22 protein-coding genes and 1 pseudogene are annotated in these 22,003 nt (G+C 59.4%); 16 read left to right on the forward strand and 7 right to left on the reverse strand.

Features of this window, described 5'->3' with window-relative positions; translation table 11 throughout:
• Nucleotides 1-220: 220 nt before the first annotated feature.
• Nucleotides 221-2,473: a [protein-PII] uridylyltransferase family protein gene (locus AC1U7K_RS14965; RefSeq protein WP_480252318.1), complete on the reverse strand. Its 2,253-nt coding sequence runs from the start codon at nucleotides 2,471-2,473 to the stop codon at nucleotides 221-223.
• 78 nt (nucleotides 2,474-2,551) lie between these two features.
• Between AC1U7K_RS14965 and AC1U7K_RS14970 the strand changes: the two genes are divergently transcribed.
• Together AC1U7K_RS14970 and AC1U7K_RS14975 are read left to right on the forward strand one after the other, a co-directional pair.
• Nucleotides 2,552-4,159 (forward strand): [protein-PII] uridylyltransferase family protein, encoded by a 1,608-nt coding sequence (locus AC1U7K_RS14970; protein WP_480252319.1) that lies wholly within the window; start codon nucleotides 2,552-2,554, stop codon nucleotides 4,157-4,159.
• A 48-nt stretch (nucleotides 4,160-4,207) separates the two neighbouring features.
• Nucleotides 4,208-4,549 carry a hypothetical protein gene (locus AC1U7K_RS14975; protein ID WP_480252321.1) on the forward strand — a complete coding sequence of 114 codons (342 nt, stop codon included), beginning with the start codon at nucleotides 4,208-4,210 and terminating at the stop codon, nucleotides 4,547-4,549.
• Between the two features lie 77 nt (nucleotides 4,550-4,626).
• On the opposite strand, the pseudogene groEL reads toward AC1U7K_RS14975, so the two are convergent.
• From groEL to AC1U7K_RS15005, 6 genes and pseudogenes are all read right to left on the reverse strand, one after another.
• Nucleotides 4,627-4,797 (reverse strand): annotated as a pseudogene (gene groEL, locus AC1U7K_RS14980) (chaperonin GroEL); the annotation flags it as partial.
• Between the two features lie 82 nt (nucleotides 4,798-4,879).
• Nucleotides 4,880-5,278 carry a PIN domain-containing protein gene (locus AC1U7K_RS14985; protein WP_480252322.1) on the reverse strand — a complete coding sequence of 133 codons (399 nt, stop codon included), beginning with the start codon at nucleotides 5,276-5,278 and terminating at the stop codon, nucleotides 4,880-4,882.
• On the reverse strand, nucleotides 5,256-5,519 hold the full coding sequence (locus tag AC1U7K_RS14990; RefSeq protein ID WP_480252323.1) for an AbrB/MazE/SpoVT family DNA-binding domain-containing protein: 264 nt from the start codon (nucleotides 5,517-5,519) through the stop codon (nucleotides 5,256-5,258). The genes AC1U7K_RS14985 and AC1U7K_RS14990 overlap by 23 nt, the downstream gene beginning before the upstream one ends.
• Nucleotides 5,520-6,129: 610 nt before the next feature.
• Nucleotides 6,130-7,758: a chaperonin GroEL gene (gene groL, locus AC1U7K_RS14995; RefSeq protein ID WP_480252325.1), complete on the reverse strand. Its 1,629-nt coding sequence runs from the start codon at nucleotides 7,756-7,758 to the stop codon at nucleotides 6,130-6,132.
• Between the two features lie 77 nt (nucleotides 7,759-7,835).
• Complete coding sequence (locus AC1U7K_RS15000) at nucleotides 7,836-8,135, reverse strand: GroES family chaperonin (RefSeq protein WP_480252326.1); 300 nt, start codon at nucleotides 8,133-8,135, stop codon at nucleotides 7,836-7,838.
• 180 nt (nucleotides 8,136-8,315) lie between these two features.
• Entirely contained in the window at nucleotides 8,316-9,344 is a 1,029-nt protein-coding gene (locus AC1U7K_RS15005) for a sigma-70 family RNA polymerase sigma factor (protein ID WP_480252328.1), read from the reverse strand.
• A gap of 180 nt (nucleotides 9,345-9,524) precedes the next feature.
• On the opposite strand from AC1U7K_RS15005, the gene AC1U7K_RS15010 reads away from it, so the two are divergent.
• The 14 genes from AC1U7K_RS15010 to purF all read left to right on the forward strand — a co-directional run bounded on the left by AC1U7K_RS15010 (nucleotide 9,525) and on the right by purF (nucleotide 21,970).
• Complete coding sequence (locus AC1U7K_RS15010; protein WP_480252329.1) at nucleotides 9,525-10,727, forward strand: MFS transporter; 1,203 nt, start codon at nucleotides 9,525-9,527, stop codon at nucleotides 10,725-10,727.
• 63 nt (nucleotides 10,728-10,790) lie between these two features.
• The gene (locus AC1U7K_RS15015; RefSeq protein ID WP_480252332.1) at nucleotides 10,791-12,005 is read left to right on the forward strand and encodes a bifunctional 3,4-dihydroxy-2-butanone-4-phosphate synthase/GTP cyclohydrolase II; all 1,215 of its coding nucleotides are present in this window, start codon (nucleotides 10,791-10,793) and stop codon (nucleotides 12,003-12,005) included.
• 91 nt (nucleotides 12,006-12,096) lie between these two features.
• The gene (gene ribH, locus AC1U7K_RS15020) at nucleotides 12,097-12,615 is read left to right on the forward strand and encodes a 6,7-dimethyl-8-ribityllumazine synthase (RefSeq protein ID WP_480252333.1); all 519 of its coding nucleotides are present in this window, start codon (nucleotides 12,097-12,099) and stop codon (nucleotides 12,613-12,615) included.
• The gene (gene nusB, locus AC1U7K_RS15025; RefSeq protein ID WP_480252334.1) at nucleotides 12,612-13,103 is read left to right on the forward strand and encodes a transcription antitermination factor NusB; all 492 of its coding nucleotides are present in this window, start codon (nucleotides 12,612-12,614) and stop codon (nucleotides 13,101-13,103) included. Before ribH ends, nusB begins: the two co-directional genes overlap by 4 nt.
• A 9-nt stretch (nucleotides 13,104-13,112) precedes the next feature.
• A complete protein-coding gene (purB, locus tag AC1U7K_RS15030; protein WP_480252336.1) occupies nucleotides 13,113-14,441 on the forward strand; it encodes an adenylosuccinate lyase in 1,329 nt (442 codons plus the stop codon).
• Nucleotides 14,438-15,142 carry a phosphoribosylaminoimidazolesuccinocarboxamide synthase gene (gene purC / locus AC1U7K_RS15035; protein WP_480252338.1) on the forward strand — a complete coding sequence of 235 codons (705 nt, stop codon included), beginning with the start codon at nucleotides 14,438-14,440 and terminating at the stop codon, nucleotides 15,140-15,142. Before purB ends, purC begins: the two co-directional genes overlap by 4 nt.
• Nucleotides 15,143-15,302: 160 nt before the next feature.
• A complete protein-coding gene (locus tag AC1U7K_RS15040) occupies nucleotides 15,303-15,521 on the forward strand; it encodes a hypothetical protein (RefSeq protein WP_480252339.1) in 219 nt (72 codons plus the stop codon).
• Nucleotides 15,522-15,716: 195 nt separating this feature from the next.
• Nucleotides 15,717-15,959, forward strand: a complete 243-nt coding sequence (gene purS / locus AC1U7K_RS15045) for a phosphoribosylformylglycinamidine synthase subunit PurS (RefSeq protein ID WP_480252340.1) — start codon at nucleotides 15,717-15,719, stop codon at nucleotides 15,957-15,959.
• A gap of 153 nt (nucleotides 15,960-16,112) precedes the next feature.
• Nucleotides 16,113-16,847 carry a phosphoribosylformylglycinamidine synthase subunit PurQ gene (gene purQ / locus AC1U7K_RS15050; protein ID WP_480252342.1) on the forward strand — a complete coding sequence of 245 codons (735 nt, stop codon included), beginning with the start codon at nucleotides 16,113-16,115 and terminating at the stop codon, nucleotides 16,845-16,847.
• A gap of 90 nt (nucleotides 16,848-16,937) precedes the next feature.
• On the forward strand, nucleotides 16,938-17,582 hold the full coding sequence (locus AC1U7K_RS15055; protein ID WP_480252344.1) for a hypothetical protein: 645 nt from the start codon (nucleotides 16,938-16,940) through the stop codon (nucleotides 17,580-17,582).
• Nucleotides 17,583-17,752: 170 nt separating this feature from the next.
• Nucleotides 17,753-18,028 (forward strand): type II toxin-antitoxin system HicB family antitoxin, encoded by a 276-nt coding sequence (locus AC1U7K_RS15060; RefSeq protein ID WP_480252346.1) that lies wholly within the window; start codon nucleotides 17,753-17,755, stop codon nucleotides 18,026-18,028.
• A complete protein-coding gene (locus AC1U7K_RS15065; RefSeq protein ID WP_480252348.1) occupies nucleotides 18,028-18,258 on the forward strand; it encodes a type II toxin-antitoxin system HicA family toxin in 231 nt (76 codons plus the stop codon). The genes AC1U7K_RS15060 and AC1U7K_RS15065 overlap by 1 nt, the downstream gene beginning before the upstream one ends.
• A 7-nt stretch (nucleotides 18,259-18,265) precedes the next feature.
• Nucleotides 18,266-20,524: a phosphoribosylformylglycinamidine synthase subunit PurL gene (purL, locus tag AC1U7K_RS15070; RefSeq protein WP_480252349.1), complete on the forward strand. Its 2,259-nt coding sequence runs from the start codon at nucleotides 18,266-18,268 to the stop codon at nucleotides 20,522-20,524.
• 27 nt (nucleotides 20,525-20,551) lie between these two features.
• Complete coding sequence (gene purF / locus AC1U7K_RS15075) at nucleotides 20,552-21,970, forward strand: amidophosphoribosyltransferase (protein WP_480252473.1); 1,419 nt, start codon at nucleotides 20,552-20,554, stop codon at nucleotides 21,968-21,970.
• Nucleotides 21,971-22,003 lie beyond the last annotated feature (33 nt).

Raw genomic sequence — 22,003 nt, forward strand, 5'->3', positions numbered from 1 at the left:
GATGCAAACTGTCAAAAGTAACGGCTGGGATCGTGGACAGCGTCGGAGACGACGATCCACAAGCCAGGATCATGGGATGTGCGATGCCGAGGAGGGCCGGAGATCACGGCATAGTGCTGTCCATCATTGGGGAAGCAGGCACGGCGTCATTGGGGAAAAATTGGAACGGACAGAGGAATGCGAGAACAGCCTGTCCTCGCGTGGAACAAATGTTTCGAGTTCAGGAGGTGGCCGGGAACCGAGCAGTAAAGAAGGTGCGAGTGACGGACAGATGGCGGTGAAGATCGGCGTCCAATTTCGCGGCGCCGTCTTCCCACTGCTCGGTGGTATAGCCGACGCGCCGCGCGAGAAACACGAAGGCTTCGGAGTCCCGGCCTGGGAGCACGAGATCCTTCGCATGACCGCGGACGATTCGCAGCCCGTCGATGAGCGTGCGAAAGAACACATAGGCCGCGCGGAGGCTGCTCGCTTCTTCCTTCGTCAGAAGCATTGTGGCGGCTAATGCTTCGATGGCCTCCAGCGTGTTCGGGGTGCGGAGCGATTGGTATTGATGGCCGTGGAGGAGTTGAAGGTACTGGACACCGTATTCGAGGTCCAGTAAGCCGCCCGGGCTATATTTAATGTTGAACTGCCCCGGCTCCACGAACTCCTTGATCTGCCGTCGACGCAACTCCAACGCTTCCGCGAGATGCCACGGCTCGGCACTGTAGACAAATCCGTCTCGATGGCGTTCGACCGCTCGGCCCAACTCAGCGTCTCCGACCGCGTGCCGCAGCTTGATGAGGGCCTGTCGCTCGAACGGCGCCGCCAGCCCTTCGGCGCTGTAATATCGTCGAATTTCATCGACGCTGTTGGCGAGCGGGCCCTTGCCGCCGTGCGGGCGAAGGCGCACGTCCAAATGAAAGATTCCTTCCTGCTTGGCCTCGATCCATTGCAGGATGAGATGCACGAGCCGCTCGAAATATTCGCTGTTGTCGATCTTCTGCCGGCCGTTGGTTTCGCCGGCCCCGCCGTAGACGAAGAGCAATTCGATGTCGGAGGCGTAGCCCAGTTCTCTTCCGCCGAATTTCCCCATCCCAAAGACCGCAAAGGGGCAGGGGCTGCCGTCGGCTAGTTGCGGCGCACCGTGCGCGTGCGACAGCTTCGTCTGGCACTCGCGAATCGTCTCCGCGAGGACGACCTCGGCGAGATCGGTGAGCGCCTGTGAAAAATCGACGAGCGTCGAGGTCTCCAAGAGGTGCTTCATGTCGATTCGAAACATCTCTTGGTCCTTGTACTGATTCAGTGTTCGCCGCCGCTGCTCGTCGCTCCGTGCCGATGCCAGTCGTTTGCGCAACTCGCGCATCATCTCGCCTTTTGGCCGGATGAGCGGCAGCTCGTCGTAGCTTTGCAGCATGGGCAAGAGGTTGGCGTGTTGGCGGCGGAGAAAGTCCTCCCAGAGGAAATCACTGGTGCCGAGCAGCTTGGCAAGCGTCGTCAGGGTCTTCTTCTCCTTCAGAAAATCCAGCGCGCGCCCCGAGCGGCGTTCCTCGAGCAATTGATCGAGGAACCGGTCGAAGTGGTCGAGCGCCTTCGCGGGGTCGGGCGCCCAGGTGAGAAAGTGCGTGAACTGCTTGATCAAGGTCGCCGTGAGCTTCAATTCTTGCTGCTCGGCCGGATCGTCGATCTTGCCGCCGTGCCGGCCGCGCACGTAAAAGCGGTCGTGCACCTCGTTGCCATGCTGGTGCACGCGGGCTTTGCGCACGTAGATTCCCCGGATGGCAAGGGCGTTGGCAAACGCATACAGGAAGGCCGGCGTATCGATCGACCGGATATCCATCACCGTTTCACCAGGAGACTGCCGATTATCGAATTCGATATGAATCGGATGGAGGAGGCCGGAGAATCGGCTGCGCACACGGTCGAGCGTCTCGACGAGGCGGCGATTGACGCGATGGCGTGCTTCCTCCACACGATGCGCCTCGAGCAGTCGAATCATTTCGTCGAGGTGCTGAGCCAAGCGATCTTGCTCATGCTCGCCGAACGACACGGCGGGCATGGGGATCACGTGAAACACGTCGACGATCGTTTTTCTCGACAGGCCTGATGGCGGGGACGGACGTTTCCGGACAGGACCTGGCGGGCGGGGCGGGGCGGGGGCGGAGTCGCCCGAGGTGTAGATGCGGCCTTCGCGAATATCCAGCCCGAACACCGAGAGCAGACCACAAATCACGGCGAACTCGGAGAAGTAATCGTAGGCGACGATCGTGAGCTCAAAGGTCGCGTCGTCCTGTCTTCGACAGGTGAGCTGAACGGGGTGGTCGAGGTCGAGACGAGCCGCGAGCCGGATGTGTTCGGCAATCGCCTCGGGTGAGTTCTCGGCGAGATATTCGCGGTCCATTCTGCAAACAAAGTCACGAATGACCTCGGGGGGAACGCCTTCGCACAACGGCTGGACGAGCGGCAGGAGTTGCTCAGCGACAGGAGACGCCATAGGAGGCAGTATACATAACATGAGTGTGCAACGCGCGCTATCTGTCTGTTCCGTGTCGACACCTGTATAATTTCCCGCATGCCACGCCCCGACCCGAGACCGCTGCTCCTCGCCTCTCGACTGGAGCCCGAGGCGGTTGCGCGACTCCTCACTCCCTACGGCATTCAAGACTGCAAACGCGCCGACGCGAACATTCAATCTCTTGCCGGCGACCCGCGCTCGCGGCAACGGCTTGCCGCCATTCTTCCCGATCTGCTGGATGCAATCGCCGAGACGGCGGATCCCGACACCGCGCTCACGCATTGGGACCGACTCGTCGAGGCGGGCGCCAATCGGCTTTCGCTGTTCACCTATCTCTCGAGCGCCCCGCGCATCCTGCATCTGCTCTGTACGATCATGGGGAATAGCCCCTATCTCGCTCAGACACTGATTCGCGACCCGCTCCTCGTCTACTGGCTGGCGGAGGAGCCGGTGCTGACCAAGCGGGCTTCGCACCGAGAGCTGCACAGCGGTCTGCGAACGATGCTCAAGAACGTCACGGCGACCGAGTTGAAGCTGGAAGCGTTGCGCCGCTTCAAGCGGCGGGAGATGCTGCGCATCGGCGTGCGTGATCTGCTCAAGCTCGCCGACGTGTCGGAAACGACCGAAGCGCTGTCCGATCTCGCCGACGTGTTGATTCAGGCGGCGTATGAGATCGTCGAGGCCGATCTCAAGCGCCGGTACGGGACACCGATGCATCGCGACCGGACCGGGAAATGGGTGGAGACGGGTTTCGTGGTGATCGGCATGGGAAAGCTTGGCGGCGGAGAATTGAACTATAGCTCCGATGTCGACCTGATCTATGTCTACGCGTCAGATGAGGGAAGGACGCGGTCCAGGTGCCACGGGCGGTCGGAGTCCATTTCCAATGAGGAGTATTTCGAGTATCTCGCCCGCGATCTCACCAAGGCGCTGACAGATCACACGCACGAGGGCACCGTCTTTCGCGTGGATCTTCGGCTGCGCGCCGAGGGCTCAGTTGGCCAACTGGCGAGGTCGCTGAAAGGCTATCAACAGTATTACGGCAGCCGGGGAGAAGGCTGGGAGCGCCAAGCGTTGTTGAAGGCCAGACCCGTGGCCGGCGACCCCGCAGTGGGACGCGCCTTTCTCCGCATGATTCGCCCCTTCATCTTTCCTCGCAACAAGGAGAAATGGGCGCCGCAGTCGGTCATCGACCAAATCAAATCGATCAAAGCCATGATCGATGAGAAGATGGCCGACCGCGGCCATGAACGCCGCAACGTCAAGCTCGGCATCGGCGGGATTCGCGAGATCGAATTCCTCGTCCAAGGCATGCAGATGCTCTACGGCGATCGGCACCTGTCGATCGTGAATCGCAATACGCTGGCGAGCCTCGTCGCCCTTCGCGAAGCCGGCCTTCTATCTCGCGACGATGCCGACGCCTTGCGGGCCGCCTACATTTTCCTGCGCGATGTCGAGCACAAACTCCAGATGGTCCATGATTTTCAGACCCACGCGATCCCCGATTCTCAAGAAGAGCTGAGCCGGTGCGCAATTCGGCTGAGCTATGGAGGGCGAACGAGGGAACAGGCTACGGAAAGGTTTTTGCGTGATTATCACAGTCATACGAACAATGTGAATCGAATATTTCGCACCGTAGTTGGTGCACCGAGTCGCGTTGGATAATCTGATCGAAGCATTACGAGTGAGGAGTTGTCCTTTTTGGGTGAGACCATGGCCATTGATCGGTCCAACATATACTGGGACTTTTTGCTGAACGGCATTGCTTGGGATTTATCTAGGCCAAATTGGATCAGGTACTGTAGGGAGCATTTTGAAGAAAAAGCAGCGGCAGATCCTGACTTTACGGCTTGTATGCGGGAGGTAGCGCTTGAGGCGATTCAGCATCAGGATGTTTCTGTGATTCGACGGGGGCTGATTGCGCTAGCTTTTGTCGGTAATGACGCCGATGCCACGAAAATCGAAGTCCTCACGAATCATCCATGCGACGAAATAAAAAAGGAGGCGAAAACCTGTCTCTTCGAGCTTCGCCGGATAGGAATTAAATCTGAGTGAACAACAACACGGCCGGATGGCATGCGCCATCCGGCCGTGTTCTCTTGCCTGACAGTTACTCGCTGCCGGCGTCCAGCTTAGTACATGTCGAGCATGTGACCGCCCGGAGGCATGGCCGGTTCCTTCTTCTCTTCCGGCAGCTCTGTGATCATCACCTCGGTCGTCAGCATCAGCCCCGCGACGCTGGCTGCGTTCTGCAGCGCGCTGCGGGACACCTTGGTCGGGTCGATGATGCCAGCCTCGATCAGACCATAGTGGTCTGGCCCGCCGCATCAAAGCCGGGGTCGGTTCGCTCTTCTTTCGAACCTTCCCGGACGACTGACTTCTGGCCTAGAGCCATTGGATCCTCAGGTCATGCTCGACATGGCGAAACTCTGGATCACCCGTGTAGAGATCCTGCTTTCTGATCCTTGCGAGCGCCGCAGCGAAACAATCAGCAAGTGACATTTTCCTAGTTGCTTTAAATTCTCCTGCTACTTCCGCAAGCCCTTGGTCGGCAGGGATAATCTCGATGGGTAACCCGAGAAGCTTAACCCGAACATCCTTCCATTGTTGCGCGCTCGTCTTTCGCTCAACCATATAACGAACTTCAGACCAGTTCACTGCAGTAATAAGCAGCGGGGTGTCCGCTTCTGCGGCTCGCTCAAGCAGCGTGACGATTTTTTCATGGCCGCTTTCCTTGAAGAGCAAAGCGAGTATGGCGTAGCTATCGAGAACGGCGCTTTTCAAGCTTTGCTTCCTCTCGTTCTTTGTCTCGCGCTCGCTCCTCTAAAAGTTCCTCTGTGGCTGAAGTTGTGCTCTTCAGCATGCCGCAGACATTCCGAATGTAATCTTTCGTCACGGGCTGGAAGATGATTTGACCCTCTCGCTCGATGAAGCAGACCTTTGTGCCAGGCTTTATGCCGTATCGTCTACGCAGCTTGGCCGGGACAACGAGCTGCCCCTTACTCGTGACGTAAGCTTCATCCATATTTATCCTCCAATATGGAGGTATCTTACTTTGACTGGAAATGTACGTCAATAGACGAGCAGGGTGAATATTAGAAACGTTGGTTACGACAATGGAATCCTTTCGACGCAACAGCTGCGGCGCTAGAGCAGCGCAATGGGGTTGTTCTTCGAGCAGGTATCAATAACTGAGTCTGCGAATCGACTCGGATGTCGGCTCAAGCGGCTGTGGCAGCGATGGCGAGGATTGTTCGAGGCGGTACGGCAGTGGAAGAACCTAGCAACTTCGTCAGCGAAGCTGAAGCCAGGCCAGGAGTTCGCGGAACTATGGCCTAACCAGCATTATTCATGAACAGTTCTGCTGCAATCGCCGATCAGCTGCTGCGGCTGGCGTCCTAGCCACTCGGTGAGTCACATACTGCAGTGAGTATGCCTCCTTCCCTCGCGGCTACGCTTGTCCGTCTCGCGCGCGGCTCGCCTCCACACCCGCCCGCCCTAGCGCGCCAAGAAGCGCCCGTCGCGAAATTCGCGAAGAACCGTCATGAATTAGGGAATCAAAAATGAAGAGGGCCGAAAGGTTTTCACCCTCGGCCCTCCGGTGCGCCTACAGCTACTCGCTGTCTGCGCTCAGCTTAGTACATGTCGTGCATATGGCCGCCGGCCGGCATGGCCGGTTCCTTCTTCTCTTCCGGCAGCTCTGTGATCATGACCTCGGTCGTCAACATCAACCCCGCGACGCTGGCCGCATTTTGCAGCGCGCTGCGGGACACCTTGGTCGGGTCGATGATGCCGGCCTCGATCAGGTCGACATACTGTTCGGTGGCCGCGTCGAAGCCGAAGGACGTCTTCGATTCCGACCGGACCCGGTTCACCACCACCGATCCCTCGACGCCGGCATTTTCGGCGATCTGGCGGATCGGCTCCTCAAGCGCCCGGCGGACGATGGTCACGCCCACTTGCTGCTCCTCGGATACCTTCACCTTGTCGAGAGCGGGAATGCAGCGCAGGAACGCCACACCGCCGCCCGGCACGATGCCTTCCTCGACCGCGGCCTTCGTCGCGTGCAGCGCGTCCTCGACGCGGGCCTTCTTCTCCTTCATTTCCGTTTCGGTCGCCGCGCCGACATTGATCACCGCGACGCCGCCCACGATCTTGGCCAGCCGCTCCTGCAGCTTCTCCCGATCGTAGTCAGATGTCGTCTCCTCGATCTGCGTCTTGATCTGCTTGACGCGCGCCTCGATCTTCTTCGGATCGCCGTAGCCCTCGACGATCGTGGTGTTGTCCTTGTCGATCGTCACCCGCTTCGCGCGGCCGAGGTCGGTCAGCTTCACGTTCTCGAGCTTCAGGCCCAACTCCTCTGAGAGCACCTGGCCGCCGGTGAGAATGGCGATGTCCTCGAGCATCGCCTTCCGGCGATCGCCGAAGCCCGGAGCCTTGACGGCCGCGACGTTCAGCGTGCCGCGGAGCTTGTTCACGACGAGGGTGGCGAGCGCTTCACCTTCCACTTCCTCGGCGATGATCACGAGCGGCTTGCCCATCTTGGCCACCTGCTCGAGCAACGGCAGGAGGTCCTTCATCGCGCTGATCTTCTTCTCATGGATGAGAATGAACGGCTCCTCGATCGAGGCCTCCATCCGCTCGGCGTTGGTCACGAAGTACGGCGAGATGTAGCCGCGGTCGAACTGCATGCCTTCGACCACGTCCAAGGAGGTCGTCATGGATTTGGCTTCCTCGACCGTAATGACGCCGTCCTTGCCGACCTTCTCCATGGCCTCGGCAATGAGGTCGCCGATCGTCTTGTCGTTGTTCGCTGAGATGGTCCCGATCTGGGAGATTTCTTTCTTGGTCTGGCAGGGCTTGCTGAGCTTCTTCAATTCCTGCACGACGACTTCGACGGCCGCATCGATCCCGCGCTTGATGTCCATCGGGTTGCCGCCGGCCGTGATGTTCTTCGCGCCCTCGCGGTAGATCGCCTGCGCGAGCACGGTCGCGGTGGTCGTTCCGTCGCCCGCCACATCGCTCGTCTTGCTCGCCACTTCGCGGACGAGCTGGGCGCCCATGTTCTCATAGGGATTCTTCAGCTCGACTTCCTTCGCGACCGTCACCCCGTCCTTCGTGATGGTCGGCGCGCCGAACTTCTTATCGAGAATGGCGTTCCGGCCCTTCGGACCAAGCGTCGCCTTCACGGCGTCCGCGAGCTGATTGACGCCTTTCAGGATCGCAGCCCGCGCCTGGTCACTGTACAAAAGTTGCTTTGCCATCGTTGTCCTCCATTAACTGATAGTCGAATCTTCGTGGCTCAGAGGCCAATTGCTCCACAATGGAGCTGCTCGCCGAGTTAGCTCGTAAAGACGCCGAGAATGTCTTCTTCCTTCAGGATCAAGCAGTCCTCGTCGTCGATCTTCAGCTTGCTGCCCGAGTACTTATCGAACAGGATCTGATCGCCGACCTTCACGTTCTTCACGTCCTTGCCGACCGCCTGGATCTGACCGCGCTGCGGCTTTTCCTTGGCGGATTCGGGCACGTAAATGCCCCCGGCCGTGCGCTCCATCTCCTCGGTATAGGTGACGAACACGCGGTCGCCCAGCGGCTGGAAGCCCTTCGCGACGTTCTTTTTCTCCTTGGTCTCTGTTGCCATACGCTACCCCTCCTTCACGAATAAGAGTGAAACGTTCTGTGGAGCTTCAGGACTGCCGGGGATCACTGCGATTTCCCTGGCGGGTGTACAACCGGGGCATTAGATAGTCCCGCTCCCTACCAAGTCAAGGGGCGGGAAGAACTTTATTTTGGCCGAGTGGACGGGGGTTGTCGAACCAGGTCAACACCGAAGCTGATCGAAGTCCTTGACTTCCTTTTTCAGATAGTCGCGCAGGCGTTTGATGATGCGAGATTCGAGCTGACGGGTGCGTTCCTTGGTAATTCCATACTTCCGTCCGAGGTCCTCCAGCGTGACCGGTGTTTCGGACAGGATGCGATTGCGCAGAATGTCCTCTTCCCGTTCATCCAACGTTCGGGCGAACTCAGCAAGCTTCTCCCGGAACAGTTCCCGTAACTGTTGGTCGCCGAGTCGTTCATCGACCGCCGGCTCCTGTGAGGGCAGCACATCCAACAGCGTGCCTTCGGACTCCTCGCTGAGCGGCTGATCCAGCGACAGGTCCCAACTACCCAGACGCTGATCCATCTCAATCACGTCCCGTTCACGGACGTTCAGCCGATCGGCGAGCAGCTTCGTATCCGGGGCAAACCCTTCGCGTTCGAGCTTCGCCTTTTCCTTGCGCAAGTTATAAAACAAGCGGCGCTGATCCTGGGTGGTACCGACCTTCACCAACCGATAATTGTTGAGCAGATAGCGCAGAATATAGGCACGCACCCACCAGGCGGCATACGCGTGGAAGCGGACGTTCTTTGTGGGATCGAATTTCTTGATCGCCTGCATCAACCCGACGTTGCCCTCCTGGATCAGATCCATATGGTCGGCGCCGGTATGGAGGTACTCGGAGGCAATGGCGACGGACACCCGAAGATTGGCCAGGATCAGCTTGACGGCCGCCTCGCGGCTACCCAGACGTCGGTACTCATCGAAGAGCCGGAGCTCCTCCTCGCGTGACAGGAAGGGATACCGCCGGACCTCGGCAAGGTACTGCTGGAGTGTGGTCGTCGGAGCCAGCGCGGTGGAGGCGTCGACGGGTTCCCGCTCCGATGGCAGGGCCGGCAGAAGGGCCGATGCCTGGTCCGCCGCGTGTTCCTCGGTCGGCGGTGCTCCGTCGAAATCTTCGGATTCGAAGTCTTCGGGGACCGCGTCGATTGGTTCGGTCCGCTGTTTCTGGGGACGTGTCGTTTTTGCCATGGCAGAGAGCGTTACAATGAATTTCGATTATAAACGGAACGAGCGTCAGAACAAAGTTTACAAACGTGATGTATCCACCGCTCGACGGCCTACAGGAATGCTGCTCGCTCGAGCCTCGCCGTTCCTTGCCGAGAACAAACGCCGCCATCTATAGTGCTTTCCTTATCGGGAGCGCACAGCATGACCAACGTTCTGGCAGCCATTGAAACCGGACACATGCAAACGTTGGTGGCCGCATGGCTTCACCTCACGCTCAGTTTTATGGTCTGGCTCCTGATCGGGGCGCTCGCTGTTCCCATCGGAGAGGCGGTCGGGCTGTCGGACGGGCAACGAGTCATCGCCGTCGCGCTGCCGTTGTTGGCCGGTGCTCTGTTTCGAATCGTCGCGGGGTGGGCGTCGGACCGGTTTGGGGCAAAAGTGACCGCGATGCTCATTCTGCTCTGCGAATGGCTCGGTACGGTGTACGGATCGATCGGTCTTCGTTCCTTTGCGGATGTCCTTGTGCTCGGCGTCTTGCTCGGGAGCGGAGGGGCGAGCTTTGCGGTGACCTTGCCGCTGGCAAGTGTTGCCTACCCGACGCTACACCGAGGGCTGGCCATGGGACTGGTCGCCACAGGCAATGCCGGGGCCGTTCTTGTCGCCTTCATCGGTCCCTGGGTCAGTGCGCGCTGGGGGTGGACCGCAATGTTCTCCCTCATGGCCGGGGCCGTGCTCGCCACGCTCGTGTTCTTTACGATGGTGGTTCCTTCCGATCGACGAACACAGACAGCGTCCATTAACCAATGGGGAACCGCCGTCGCGACACTGCTCGGCGACCCGACGATGGCTCGACTGGCGTTCATCTACGCCGTCACCTTCGGCGGCTTTGTTGGGCTCTGCAGCGTGTTGCCGATGTTCTTCCATGAACAGTACGGCTTGGATTTCGTTGCGGCCGGCAGCATGACGGCCTTGTCAGCACTGGTCGGAAGCCTTATTAGACCCGTGGGTGGCCATTGGGCTGATCGCTGGGGCGGGATTCGCGTTCTCGAAGTCGTCTGTCCCGCGCTCGCTGTTATAGCACTGGCGCTGGCCTCGTTGCCGCCCGTCGGCTGGGCGTTGATCCTCTTGATCACGGGGATTGCGGTGATGGGGGTGGGCAACGGTGCCGTATTTCAACTGGTCGGCGTGACGATGAGCAAACAGATCGGGCTCGCGTCGGGACTTATAGGTGCCGTCGGCGCGGTCGGTGGATTTCTGTTCCCCATCTCGCTTGGGATACTGGGGACCTTGAGCGGATGGTACGGGAGCGGCTTCTTGCTCTTCGGCACCACCGCTGCGGCAGCCGGCATGATCGTTTATAGAATGGCACGACGCGAGTACGTCCTTCACCGAATTTCTCATTAGTCCGATGCATTTGACATTCGCGCGCGAAAAGCTTTAAGTGGATCGGCACCCGCGCCGGACATCATGGCCCAAGAACCCGTCTTCGATACCATCGAACAGGCCCTGAAGGAGATCAAACGCGGCCGGATGGTGATCCTGGTCGACGACGAGGACCGCGAGAACGAAGGCGACCTCGTCATGGCGGCCGAAAAGGTCACGCCGCATGCCATCAATTTCATGGCGAAGCATGGCCGCGGTCTGATCTGTCTGGCTCTGACGCCGGAACGCGTGGAAGAACTGCAACTGCCGCCCCAAGCGGCTGAAAATACCGCGAGCTTTGGGACCGCGTTCACGGTCTCGATCGATGCCCGGCGAGGCATTACGACCGGCATCTCGGCCGCCGACCGCGCCACCACGATTCGCGTGGCGATCGATCCCAAGACGAAGCCGAACGATCTCGCTCGCCCCGGTCATATTTTTCCCCTGAGGTCGCAGAAGGGTGGGGTGTTGAAGCGCGCCGGCCAGACCGAGGGGTCCGTCGATCTCGCGCGATTGGCCGGGTTGTACCCGGCCGGCGTCATCTGCGAGATCATGAACGAAGACGGCACGATGGCCAGCGTGCCCGAGTTGATGCAGTTTGCCAAGCGCCACGGCCTGAAGATGATTACGATCAAGTCGCTGATCGAATATCGATTGCGCCGAGAAACGTTCGTCAAACGGGTCGCGAGTGCACGACTGCCGACCCTGTTCGGCGAGTTCGACGCGGTCGTCTTCGAAAACGAGGTCGACGGGGGGACCCACATCGCCTTGGTGAAGGGCCGGATCGAACCAAACGTCCCGACGATGGTACGAGTGCATTCGGGTTGCGTGACCGCCGATGTATTCGGCTCGCTGCGGTGTGACTGTCGCGATCAACTGCACCACGCCATGGAAATGATCGAGAAGGAAGGCCGCGGGGTGTTGCTCTACCTCAATCAGGAAGGCCGCGGCATCGGCCTGATCAACAAGATCAAGGCGTACGGACTTCAGGACCAAGGCAGCGATACCGTGGAGGCGAACTTGCAGCTCGGGTTCAAAGCGGATCTTCGCGACTACGGGATCGGCGCACAGATCCTGGTCAACCTTGGTGTCAAAAAAATTCGGCTGCTCACGAACAACCCGCGCAAGATCGTCGGTATCGAGGGGTACGGCTTGAAGGTCGTCGAACGGATTCCCATCGAGATGGCGCCGCGTGCCGCCAACGTGCGCTATCTGCGAACGAAGAAGACCAAGTTGGGGCACATTCTCAATAAAGTCTAAGCGGCTAATTTGAGGCGGACAATTCACCGCTGTCACACAGGTAGGTGTCCCGCCGTACCTTTCACCTCCGCCGCCAAACGTACCGGCCCGGATGAATATCTTTGAAGGGCAGAGTGACGGCACCGGTCTTCGCATCGGCATTGTCGTCAGCAAGTTCAATGAATTCGTCACCGAGCGATTGCTCGCCGGGGCGATCGAAGTCTTACAGAAGGCGGGTGTCGAGGAACAGCACATCGCAATGGCGAAGGTGCCGGGCGCGTTCGAGATTCCGCTCGTGGCGCGACGATGGGCGCGATCGGGCCGATTCGATGCCGTCATCTGTTTGGGCGCGGTCATTCGCGGTGAGACTCCGCATTTCGAATACATCAGCCACGAGGCGAGTCGCGGCATTGGGCAAGCAGCGCTGGACGCGGACATCCCGGTCATCTTCGGCGTCCTGACGACCGAGAATGTGCAGCAAGCATTGGCACGCGCACAGGGCATTGAGCAGAACCGGGGCGCCGAGGCCGCAAGGACGGCGCTGGAGATGGCGAGCCTGATGCGACAAGTGGGCGGACGGCCTCGATCCGTGCATCGGCGGGCGTCGAAGCGGGCAAAGGGACGACGATGACGAGCGGCCGGCGGCGGGCACGCGAAAAGACGCTTCAAATCCTTTTCCAATGGGACGTGCACGGCAACACCGAGCACTGGCTTACGGATTTTTGGGCCAACAACGCCGTGTCGCCGGAGGTCCGCGAGTTCGCGGATCGGCTCACCGATGGCGTGATGGCGCACCGCGACGAACTGGATCGCCTCATCGAACAATATGCCACGAACTGGAAGGTAAGCCGCATGCCGATCGTCGATCGCAACATCCTTCGCGCGGCGCTGTGCGAATTGCTCTGGATGCCGGAGGTGCCGGCCAAGGTGACGGTGAACGAGGCCGTCGAGCTCGCCAAAGAGTTCGCGGATGACGAGACACGCCGCTTTGTCAACGGCGTGCTGGACAAGATCATTGCGACCGATGGTCGGCTCGAAGAGAAGCGTGCGGGCATGGGACTGCAGGAATCGGCCAAGGGCGAGACGAGTGGCGCAAGTGGCGACAGATTGCCGCGGTAAGAGTACGCGATGATCGAGCGTTACACGCTGCCTCGGATGAAGGCGATTTGGGAACTCCAGCACAAGTATGAAATCTGGCTGGAGGTGGAGCTGTACGCCTGCGAGGCGTTGGAGCGTGCCGGGGAGGTGCCGAAAGGGACGACGGCCCGGATCCGCAAGAAGGCGCGGATCGACGTGGCTCGCATCGCCGACATCGAGAAGGTCACCAAGCACGACGTCATTGCGTTCCTCGAATCGCTGATCGAGCCGGTGGGTCCCGACGCGCGCGTGCTGCACAAGGGCCTTACATCATCCGATGTCGTCGATACGTCGCTCGCCGTGCAGATGAAGGAGGCGCTCGACCTCATCTTGGGCGACCTGGATGAATTCATCGGCGTCTTGAAGCAGCGGGCATTAGAGCATCGTGACACCGTCATGGTGGGACGCTCGCACGGGATTCATGGCGAGCCGATTTCGTTCGGCTTCAAGCTGGCCATTTGGTACGAGGAGTGCCAGCGACATCGGCGGCGGCTCCAGGCTGTGCGCGAGGAGATTGCAGTCGGCAAGCTGTCGGGTGCCATGGGGACGTTCGCGCATCTGGCCCCGGAGGTCGAGGCTTATGTGTGTGCGAAGCTCGGCCTCAAGCCGGATCCGGTATCGAGCCAGATCGTGCAACGCGATCGACATGCGGCGTATCTCTCCGCGTTGGCGCTGCTCGCGGCGAGCATCGAGAAGTTCGCGACGGAGATCCGGCATCTCCAGCGGACCGAGGTGCTGGAGGCGGAGGAATTGTTCTCAGAGGGGCAAAAGGGCTCCTCTGCCATGCCGCACAAGCGGAACCCGATCGCATCGGAGAACCTGTGTGGGCTGGCGCGACTCGTGCGGGCGAACAGCGTCGCCGGGCTGGAGAACGTGGCGCTCTGGCACGAGCGTGACATCAGCCACTCGTCGGTGGAGCGGGTGGTGATGCCGGACAGCACGATTCTCGTCGATTACATGCTCGTGCGGATCACGGACCTCGTTCGCCATTTAGTGATCTACCCGGAGCGGATGCAGCGCAATCTCGACCTCACCGGCGGGCTCGTCTACTCACAACGCCTGTTGTTGGAGTTGATCGAACGCGGCGCGCAGCGAAAAGAGGCGTATGAAGCCCTGCAGCGCAATGCGATGGAGACATGGAAGACGGGAAGGCCCTTTCGGGAACTCGTTGGCAAAGACCCGTTCATCACCAAACATCTGACCGCCACCGAGATCGAAGCGCGCTTTGATCCCAAGCATTACCTGCGGCACTTGGATGAGATCTATCGGCGCGTGTTTGGTGTGAGCCCGCGTGCAACGAGTCGCAAGAGGTCGCGATGATCAAGGGCGCGATGCTGTATGAGGGGAAGGCGAAGAAGATTTTTGCGACCGACCAGCCCGATCGCGTGATCCAGTATTTCAAAGATGATGCGACGGCGTTTAATGCCCAGAAGCGCGGGACGATCATCGAGAAGGGCGTGGTCAACAACAAGGTGTCCGAGCGACTGTTTGGTTTGTTGGAATCGGCCGGCGTCCCGACCCACTTCATCGAGCGCCTCAGCGACCGCGAGATGCTGACCAAGCGGGTGATGATCGTCCCGATCGAGGTCGTCGTGCGGAATATCGTCGCCGGGAGCCTGGCCAAGCGCTTGGGGTTGAAAGAAGGTGAGGCGATCCAGCCGCCGCTGGTCGAATTCTATTACAAGAACGATGCGCTGGGCGATCCGCTGATCACGGATGACCACGTGCGCCTGCTCAAGCTTGCGGAGCCGAAGGTCGTCGAGGAGATCAAGCGGCTGGCGCTGAAGATCAATGAACTACTGGTGCCGTTCTTTCGCGAGCGCGGCATGGTGCTGGTCGATTTCAAGATCGAGTTCGGGCTACACAATGGCCAACTGATCCTCGCGGACGAGATCTCGCCGGACACGTGTCGGTTTTGGGATCAGAAGACGGGGGAGTCGATGGACAAGGATCGGTTTCGGAAGGACTTGGGAAAAATTGAAGAAGCATATCAAGAGGTGTTGCGGCGGGTATGTGGGTAATTCGGTTAGAGGGAGGCTAGGGCAGTCTCCGTGCTCGCAGAACGCGCACGATCGGAATGTGCATCGTTCGATGCGCGCAATAGAGTCTGCCCTAGCCCCCCTCTCACGCCTTTGTGGATTTCCAAGTCCGACAGAGGGTGAGGGAAGAAGAGAAGAAAGAGTGAAGAAGTTTCTCGTCAAATTCATGGAGCAGGGGTTGCTGTGGGCGATCATCGTCTGGGCGGCGGCGGTGGCGATGATGGCGATCAATATCCCTGATCCGGTGTGGCGCTGGTCGTTCTTGGCGTTGTCCGTTGCAGGCATCGCGCTCGTGTTCGTCATCAACTGGGCGAGGAAGAAGCTGGTGATCGCGGGGCAGGCAAAAGATGGGTGCAAATAGTCATAAAGAAAGAGAGAGGCGGCATGGGTGCTCTTTGTGCTCGCAGAACGCGCACGATCGGAATGTGCTCGCACGGGAGAAAGCGCGTCTTGGCGCGCTGAGGCGGGCGGGTGAAATAGTTGCGCGCAGTGAAAAGCACCCATGCCGCCTCTCGGGCTCGGAGCGAGGAAACGAGCGGCGATCGGGAGGACATGAGTGAAGGCGAAGATTCATGTGACGTTGAAGCCGGGCATTCTCGATCCGCAAGGGAAGGCGATTGAGCATGCGTTGGAGACGTTGGGATTCAAGAATGCGAGCAACGTGCGCGTCGGCAAGTACATGGAGCTGGAGTTGAAGGAGGTGGCCAAAGACAAGGCGGAAGCCGAGGTCAAGGCTATGTGCGAGAAGTTGCTGGCGAACACGATTATTGAAGAATATAGATACGAATTGGTGCCATAAGGATGGCGGGTCCTGTCACGGCGAACAGCCCAGCCGTGCTCACTCCACCCATCCCCCAGTGGGTCCCTTTCGTTGCGCGCGGCTAGGCGTCCGTTCGCCCTGCCACCCGCGAAAGAGCCAATTTCGTAGTAGAAAAAGTTTGAAGAGGAAGCGATGAACATCGGCGTCGTGACATTTCCAGGCTCGAACTGTGACCAGGACTGTCGGCATGTGCTGGCGGACGTGCTCGGGCAGCATGTGCAGATGATCTGGCACAAGGAGACGTCGCTCAAAGGGCTGGATGGGATCGTGCTTCCCGGCGGGTTTTCGTATGGGGATTATCTGCGTACCGGCGCCATCGCACGGTTTTCGCCGGTCATGGGGGCGGTGAAGGAATTTGCGGCGGCGGGAGGGTTCGTCTTGGGCATCTGTAACGGCTTTCAAATCTTGCTGGAGGCCGGCTTGCTCCCAGGCGCGATGCTCCGGAACGAGTCCTTATCCTTTATATGCCGCGACGTCTACGTGCGGGTCGAAAATGCCGCCACCGGCTTTACAAGCCGGTGCGAGCCCGGCCAAGTCTTGAAGATTCCGATCGCCCACGCTGACGGCAACTACTACGCGGACGAGGTGACCCTCTCGCAGTTGAAAGCGAACGCGCAGGTCGTCTTTCGCTATTGCACCCCGGACGGCGACGTGACAACGGAAGCGAACCCCAACGGCTCGCTCGACAACATCGCCGGCATCATCAACGCGAACGGCAACGTCCTCGGCATGATGCCGCATCCCGAACGCTGCGCGGAAGACCTACTCGGCAACGACGAAGGGCGTCTGATTTTGCTGTCGATGTTGGACGCATTAAATACGAAGAAGCGAGAGGCTCCGGTAAGCGTGCTTCGCGCTACGGAGTAAGGAGAACCAATGGCGTCCCCGGTTCGGGCGTGACGTTCATGACAACACCCTTTCTCAGATAGCTGCTCACTTCGAACAAGTATTTAGCATATGTCTACTCACGCTGCCCGAAATAATCCCGAATACGTGGCTCAGCGTGAGAATTTCCTTACTCAAATCGATTCTCAGCTTGAGCAGCTTCTACAGTATTGGTCACCTCTTGTAACGGCTGCAATTAAAGCCAGAGGATTTCTACATGACGAGGGAATTCGAAAGGAGTATCAGCGGACTATCGATTCGTTGAAGGAAGAATCGTCTGCTGCCCTTAAGTTAGTGAAGGACGAAGCAGCGAAGACAATTGAAGATGCGAAGCAGCTCGCACATCAGATCGAAGAAAAAGCAAGACGAACTGCGGCCCGTATTTCAGTAGAGGCAGCTCAAGAACAATTTCGCTTGGCTCAAACGGACCTGAAGAAACAACTTATATTGTGGGGCTCTTTGAGCGGGGTTGCGGTAATTGCCTTTCTTCTAGCAGCTTGGTGGATGTCCCATCTCGACTTACCCAAAGGAGATGCTCCTTGGCACATGGTTTACTTTGCCGCCATCCGTATTACGATTCTCACCGCTGTTGGTGCTGTTGCGGCTTTTTGCTTAAAAATTCTCCGCGCTCATATGCATATGTATCAACATAATCTCCATCGACAAAGGATTGCCAAACAGCATGGCAGCATTTGTCGAATCTGCGATTACTCCTGAGCAACGCGATTTAATTTTAGCGCATCTTGTCGATGCTGTTGCATCTTTTGGCAGTTCAGGTCTTCTCCATAGAGAGGATGATTCGCCCAATGCAGCGAAGATGACAATCGATAACATTACAGAACTTTTGGGCCTCCTAGTAAATAGGATGTCGTGAGGCTGAGAGCCAAATGACTCCAATCGAATTCGACGCAATTATCTTTCAGGAAGGACAGACCTATGTCGCCTATTGCCCTGAACTCGACGTGTCGAGTTGCGGGCAGGACGTGGATCAGGCGCGCCGGAATCTCAAGACGGCTGTCCGGCTGTTTGTCGAGGAGGCGCAGAAGCTCGGAACCTTGGATGAGATACTTCGCGAGGCAGGGTATCACCGTGATGCTCAGGGCAAGTGGCAGTCACCACGAATCGTGGCCACTGAGGTGATGTCTCTTTCGACTCAGCCATAATGCCGCGGATCACTCCTCTTCCTGCCTGGAAGCTGCGCAAGGTGATGGAGAAGGCCGGATTCAAATGCGTTCGAGTTGAAGGAGATCATTTTGTCTATGTAAAGCCCGGTGCGCCAAGGCCGGTCGTCATTCCAGACTGGGATGAGCTCCCGGTCTTCATCATCAAGAACAACCTACGTACTGCCGGTCTCTCACGGGACGAGTATTTCTCTCTTTTGGAAGGCGTCTGACGTTACGATGAAACCAGCGACTCAATCGATCACCAAATCCCTCATCGCGCAGCACAATCTCACCGACGACGAGTATAAGAAGATCGTCGAGGTTCTCGGGCGCGAGCCGAATCTCACCGAGTTGGGCATGTTCTCGGTGATGTGGTCGGAGCATTGCTCGTACAAGAGTTCACGCGTGCACTTGAAGCGCTTGCCCACGACTGGGCCGCGCGTCGTGCAGGGGCCGGGGGAGAATGCGGGCGCGGTGGACATCGGGGATGGTCTCGTCGCCGTGTTCAAGATGGAGTCGCACAACCACCCCTCGTTCATCGAGCCCTACCAGGGCGCGGCCACGGGGGTCGGTGGGATTCTGCGAGACATCTTCACGATGGGTGCGCGGCCGGTCGCCCTGCTCGACTCCCTTCGGTTCGGGCTGCTGGACCATCCCAAGAACCGGCATCTTTTCAAAGGCGTCGTGGCGGGCATCAGCGGCTACGGCAACTGCATGGGCGTGCCGACGATCGGGGGCGAGGTCGTCTTCAACGAAATCTACAACCACAACCCGCTGGTCAACGTCTTCTGCCTGGGCATCGCCAAGAAGGACCGGATCTTCAAAGGCAAGGCGGCGGGAGTCGGCAACCCGGTGATCTACGTGGGGTCGAAGACCGGTCGCGACGGCATCCACGGCGCGACGATGGCCTCCGATTCATTCGATGCCGAATCGGAATCCAAGCGGCCGACCGTGCAGGTCGGTGATCCGTTCACCGAGAAGCTACTGCTCGAAGCCTGTCTCGAGATTATGTCCTCGGACCTACTCGTCGGCATTCAGGACATGGGGGCGGCCGGGCTCACGAGCTCATCATGCGAGATGGCTTCCCGTGCCGGCACAGGCATCGACCTCGATCTCACGCACGTACCGCGCCGCGAGCCGGGCATGACGGCGTATGAATTGATGCTCTCGGAGTCGCAAGAGCGGATGTTGATGGTGGCGCAGCAGGGCAAGGAAGACGAGGTCATTCGTATCTGCAAGAAGTGGGACCTTGATGTGGCGGTCATCGGTCACGTGACGGATGACGGCGTGTTGCGCGTCCGTGACCACGGTGACGTCGTGGCGGAGATTCCGGCGAAGGCGCTCGCCGATGACGGACCACGCTATGAGCGGCCAAGCGCGCCGCCGGCATATCAGGAGTATTTGCAGTCGCTCAATCTGGATGCGATTCCGGACGTGAAGGATCCGAACGCCGCATTGCTGGCGTTGCTGGAAGCGCCGACGATCGCGAGCAAACGCTGGGTCTACGAGCAGTACGATCATATGGTGCAAACGAATACGGTAGTGAGGCCGGGCTCGGATGCCGCCATCATTCGTGTCAAGGGAACGAACCGCGCGCTCGCGATGACGACCGACGGCAATGGGCGATACTGCGTGCTCAATCCGTACATCGGTGGATCGATTGCCGTGGCGGAGGCGGCGCGTAATCTCGTGTGCTCGGGCGCGGAGCCGATCGGGCTGACCGACTGCTTGAACTTCGGGAATCCCGAACGGCCGGAGGTCATGTGGCAATTCGTCCTGGCCATCGAGGGGATCGCCGACGCCTGTCAGGCGTTCAATGTCCCGGTGGTGAGCGGCAACGTCAGCTTCTACAACGAAACGAACGGCCTCTCGATCTATCCCACGCCGATCCTCGGCATGGTGGGACTCATCGATTCAGCCGACCGCGCCATGACGCAATGGTTCAGGCAGGAAGGCGATGCGATCGTGCTGCTCGGCTCGACCCGGGAGGATTTGGGCGGGACGGAGTATTTGCGCGTCATGCATCACCGCGAGCAGGGCTCGCCGCCGTATCTCAGCCTCGAGGCCGAGAAGGCGCTGCACGACTGCGTGCTGCAAGCGATTCGAGAAGGATGGGTGCATTCGGCGCATGATTGCTCTGACGGCGGGCTCGCAGTCGCGCTCGCGGAGTCGTGCATCACGGGGCCTTCGCGGCGCCTTGGCGCTATGATAACATTAAACCTCCACGGCCTTCGACGCGACGCCTTGTTGTTCGGAGAGTCCCAGTCGCGTGTCATCCTGTCCGTTCCCGTTGTGCATGTCGAGCGAGTGCTCGCCGCGGCACTGGAGCGCCGTGTGCCGGCCGCTCAGATCGGGACGGTGGGCGGGAGCAAGGTGATCATCGAGGTGAACGGCGACGAGCGAACAGCCGGCTGCCGAATCGATCTCGACGTCGAGATGCTGTGGGATCGGTGGGCGCGCGCGATTGAACGAAGCATGACACTGCCCGAATCGTGAGCCCGTATTTTTGGAGCACGAATGTCCATGTCGCTGATCATGCCCGAAAAGACGCCGGACAAACTGCACGAAGAGTGCGCGGTGTTCGGAATCTATGACCACAAGGAAGCCGCGAACCTGACGTATCTCGGGCTTTACGCGTTGCAACATCGCGGGCAAGAAGGCTCGGGCATCGTCTCCTCTGACGGCGAGCACTTTTACACAGAGAAGGGCATGGGACTGGTCGCCGACATCTACACCAAACAGGTGTTGAAGAATCTACCGGGCCACATGGCGATCGGGCACAACCGCTACTCAACGGCGGGGGCCAGCAATCTCAAGAACGTCCAGCCGTTGGTGGTCAATTTCGCGTTCGGCAATCTCGCGCTCGCCCACAACGGCAACCTCATCAATGCCGCAATGCTGCGCAATGAGCTCGAGGCGTACGGGGCGATCTTTCAGTCCACGACGGACAGTGAGGTCATCGTGCACTTGATCGCACATTCGCGCGCCGATTCGTTGTTGGCGCGAATCATCGATGCACTGAGCCAGGTCCGAGGAGCTTTCTCGGTCGTTCTGCTGACCGACACGTCCGTGATCGCGGCGCGTGATCCCTACGGCCTCCGGCCGCTCTGTCTGGGCCGGGTGCGGGATAGCTGGACCGTGGCCTCGGAGACGTGCGCGTTCGATTTGATCGGGGGGGAATATGTCCGGGATGTCGAGCCCGGTGAGGTCGTCGTGCTCGATGACAAGGGTGTCACCTCGCACAAACCCTTCGTGCACGCCCAACCCGCCATGTGCGTGTTCGAGTACGTGTACTTCTCGCGACCGGACAGCAAAATTTTCGGCGGGCATACCGTCTATGCTACTCGAAAGGCCTTGGGGCGACAATTGGCGTTGGAGTCGCCGGTGGAAGCCGATATCGTGATCCCCGTGCCGGATTCCGGCGTGCCCGCAGCGCTCGGCTATTCCGAGGGTTCCGGCATTCCGTTCGAGACCGGGCTCATCCGCAATCACTACGTCGGCCGCACATTCATCGAGCCGGAACAGTCGATTCGCCATTTCGGTGTGAAGATCAAGCTCAATGCGGTACCGGAAGTGCTGACCGGGAAGCGCGTCGTGGTCGTGGATGACTCGCTGGTCCGCGGCACGACGAGCCGAAAGATCGTGAAGATGCTCCGGCACGCGGGGGCGAAAGAAGTCCACATGCGGATCAGCTCGCCGCCGATCGTCTCGCCCTGCTTCTATGGGATCGACACGCCGACCAAGAAGGAGCTGATCGCGGCGAGCCACACGACGGCCGAGATCAAAAAGTACATCACCGCCGACAGCCTCGCCTACCTGAGCTTGCAAGGCATGCTGAACGCCTCACCCGGCAAGCCCGATCATTACTGCAACGCCTGCTTCACCGAGCAGTACCCGATTCCGTTTACGAAGGCGGAGGAGCTCCAGCTCGGGCTGTTTTGAGGCTGCTGAAAACGGCCTCGGGAGCACCCGCCC

It is taken from the genome of Nitrospira sp. Vd2 (assembly GCF_979581665.1).

Coding starts and splice junctions, on each gene's coding strand:
- AC1U7K_RS14965 (WP_480252318.1), bottom strand. CDS start 2,473: ATGGCGTCTCCTGTCGCTGAGCAACTCCTGCCGCTCGTCCAGCCGTTG.
- AC1U7K_RS14970 (WP_480252319.1), top strand. CDS start 2,552: ATGCCACGCCCCGACCCGAGACCGCTGCTCCTCGCCTCTCGACTGGAG.
- AC1U7K_RS14975 (WP_480252321.1), top strand. CDS start 4,208: ATGGCCATTGATCGGTCCAACATATACTGGGACTTTTTGCTGAACGGC.
- AC1U7K_RS14990 (WP_480252323.1), bottom strand. CDS start 5,519: ATGGATGAAGCTTACGTCACGAGTAAGGGGCAGCTCGTTGTCCCGGCC.
- groL (WP_480252325.1), bottom strand. CDS start 7,758: ATGGCAAAGCAACTTTTGTACAGTGACCAGGCGCGGGCTGCGATCCTG.
- AC1U7K_RS15000 (WP_480252326.1), bottom strand. CDS start 8,135: ATGGCAACAGAGACCAAGGAGAAAAAGAACGTCGCGAAGGGCTTCCAG.
- AC1U7K_RS15005 (WP_480252328.1), bottom strand. CDS start 9,344: ATGGCAAAAACGACACGTCCCCAGAAACAGCGGACCGAACCAATCGAC.
- AC1U7K_RS15010 (WP_480252329.1), top strand. CDS start 9,525: ATGACCAACGTTCTGGCAGCCATTGAAACCGGACACATGCAAACGTTG.
- AC1U7K_RS15015 (WP_480252332.1), top strand. CDS start 10,791: ATGGCCCAAGAACCCGTCTTCGATACCATCGAACAGGCCCTGAAGGAG.
- ribH (WP_480252333.1), top strand. CDS start 12,097: ATGAATATCTTTGAAGGGCAGAGTGACGGCACCGGTCTTCGCATCGGC.
- nusB (WP_480252334.1), top strand. CDS start 12,612: ATGACGAGCGGCCGGCGGCGGGCACGCGAAAAGACGCTTCAAATCCTT.
- purB (WP_480252336.1), top strand. CDS start 13,113: ATGATCGAGCGTTACACGCTGCCTCGGATGAAGGCGATTTGGGAACTC.
- purC (WP_480252338.1), top strand. CDS start 14,438: ATGATCAAGGGCGCGATGCTGTATGAGGGGAAGGCGAAGAAGATTTTT.
- purQ (WP_480252342.1), top strand. CDS start 16,113: ATGAACATCGGCGTCGTGACATTTCCAGGCTCGAACTGTGACCAGGAC.
- AC1U7K_RS15055 (WP_480252344.1), top strand. CDS start 16,938: ATGTCTACTCACGCTGCCCGAAATAATCCCGAATACGTGGCTCAGCGT.
- AC1U7K_RS15060 (WP_480252346.1), top strand. CDS start 17,753: ATGACTCCAATCGAATTCGACGCAATTATCTTTCAGGAAGGACAGACC.
- AC1U7K_RS15065 (WP_480252348.1), top strand. CDS start 18,028: ATGCCGCGGATCACTCCTCTTCCTGCCTGGAAGCTGCGCAAGGTGATG.
- purL (WP_480252349.1), top strand. CDS start 18,266: ATGAAACCAGCGACTCAATCGATCACCAAATCCCTCATCGCGCAGCAC.
- purF (WP_480252473.1), top strand. CDS start 20,552: ATGTCGCTGATCATGCCCGAAAAGACGCCGGACAAACTGCACGAAGAG.